The following is a 1,862-nucleotide window of genomic DNA, read 5'->3' as shown; positions in this document are numbered from 1 at the left end:
CTGCCGCAGGCGCTCGTCGTGGCCTTCCTCGCCGGCGGCACCAGCGCCTTCGTCGCCGACGACAAGGCGATCGAGCTGAGCGTCGACGGCGACCGGCGCACCCTGCACACCTTCGCCGACGACGTGGGCGAACTGCTCGCCGAGGAGGGCGTACGAGTGGGGGCGCACGACATGGTCGCGCCCACCCCCGGCACCGCGCTCACCAGCGGCGACGAGGTCGCGGTGCGCTACGCCCGCCCCCTGCGGCTCACCCTGGACGGCCACCGGCGGCAGGTGTGGACGACGGCGCGCACCGTGGCCGGCGCGCTGGAGCAGCTGGGGGTCCGTGCCGAGGGCGCCTATCTGTCGGCCTCCCGCTCCCGGCGCATCTCACGCGCCGGGCTCGCGCTCGACGTGCGCACCGAACGGGCCGTGACCGTCATGGCGGACGGCCGGACCCGGACCGTCCGCACCAACGCGGCCACCGTCCGCGAGGTGGTCGAGGAGGCCGGGATCACCCTGCGCGGCCAGGACACCCTCTCCGTCCCGGCGGACGGTTTCCCGCGCGACGGACAGACCGTGACCGTGCTGCGGGTGACCGGCCGGCGGGAGGTCCACGAGGAGCCGATCCCGTTCCCGGCCGTACGGATCGCCGACCCCGCCCTCTTCCGGGGCACCGAGGTCGTCACCCGGCCCGGCCGGCCCGGGCTGCGCCGCACCGTCTACTACGTGCGCACCGTCAACGGGGTCCGGCAGCGCCCGCGCCCGGAGAGCACCGAGCTGGTGCGCGCGCCCCGCACCCAGGTGGTGAAGGTCGGCACCCGGCCGCGCCCCGCCTCCGTGCACGACGCCGACCACCTGGACTGGCACGCCCTCGCCGTCTGCGAGTCCGGCGCCCGCCCGGACGCCGTCGACCCCTCGGGCACCTACGGCGGCCTCTACCAGTTCGACACCCGTACCTGGCACAGCCTCGGCGGCAGGGGCCGCCCCCAGGACGCCTCCCCGGACGAACAGACGTACCGCGCGAAGAAACTGTACGTACAGCGGGGCGCGAGCCCGTGGCCGCACTGCGGCGCGAGGCTGCGGGGGTAGTTCCCCGCCCCGCCGCTCGCGCCGCCCCCGGCATCCCGGCCCCCCGCACCCCCGTACCCTTGTCCCGTGACCAGCCCCACCCCCGACGCCCTTCTCGGCCCCGCCGACATCCGTGAGCTCGCGGCAGCGCTCGGTGTCCGCCCCACCAAGCAGCGCGGCCAGAACTTCGTGATCGACGCCAACACCGTCCGCCGGATCGTCCGCACCGCCGAGGTCCGGCCCGACGACGTGGTGGTGGAGGTCGGCCCCGGGCTCGGCTCGCTCACCCTCGCGCTGCTGGAGGTCGCCGACCGGGTCACCGCCGTCGAGATCGACGACGTCCTGGCCGCGGCCCTGCCCACGACCATCGCCGCGCGCATGCCCGGCCGCGCCGACCGGTTCGCGCTGGTCCACTCCGACGCGATGCACGTCACCGAGCTGCCCGGCCCCGCGCCGACGGCCCTGGTGGCCAACCTGCCGTACAACGTGGCCGTGCCGGTGCTGCTGCACATGCTCGACACCTTCCCGAGCATCGAGCGGACGCTGGTGATGGTGCAGTCCGAGGTCGCCGACCGGCTCGCCGCCGCGCCCGGGAACAAGGTGTACGGCGTGCCGTCCGTGAAGGCCAACTGGTACGCCGAGGTCAAGCGGGCCGGGGCCATCGGCCGGAACGTGTTCTGGCCGGCGCCGAACGTCGACAGCGGACTGGTGTCCCTGGTCCGGCGGACCGAGCCGATCGAGACGACCGCCTCCAAGCGGGAGGTCTTCGCGGTGGTCGACGCGGCGTTCGCACAGCGCCGCAAGACCCTGCG

Annotated in this window: 2 protein-coding genes; both read left to right on the top strand. The window is 75.2% G+C overall.

Features of this window, described 5'->3' with window-relative positions; all coding sequences use genetic code 11:
- Positions 1-1,071 (top strand): resuscitation-promoting factor (locus H5J33_RS33600; protein WP_181798464.1); only part of this gene is annotated, 1,071 nt, incomplete at its 5' end.
- A 66-nt stretch (positions 1,072-1,137) separates the two neighbouring features.
- Positions 1,138-1,862, top strand: a 725-nt coding sequence (gene rsmA / locus H5J33_RS33595) for a 16S rRNA (adenine(1518)-N(6)/adenine(1519)-N(6))-dimethyltransferase RsmA (protein ID WP_181798463.1), incomplete at its 3' end; no start/stop codon positions are given.

Source organism: Streptomyces sp. WELS2, from assembly GCF_013870595.1.
Classification (GTDB): Bacteria; Actinomycetota; Actinomycetes; order Streptomycetales; family Streptomycetaceae; genus Streptomyces.
This window is presented reverse-complemented; position numbering and strand designations above follow the sequence as displayed.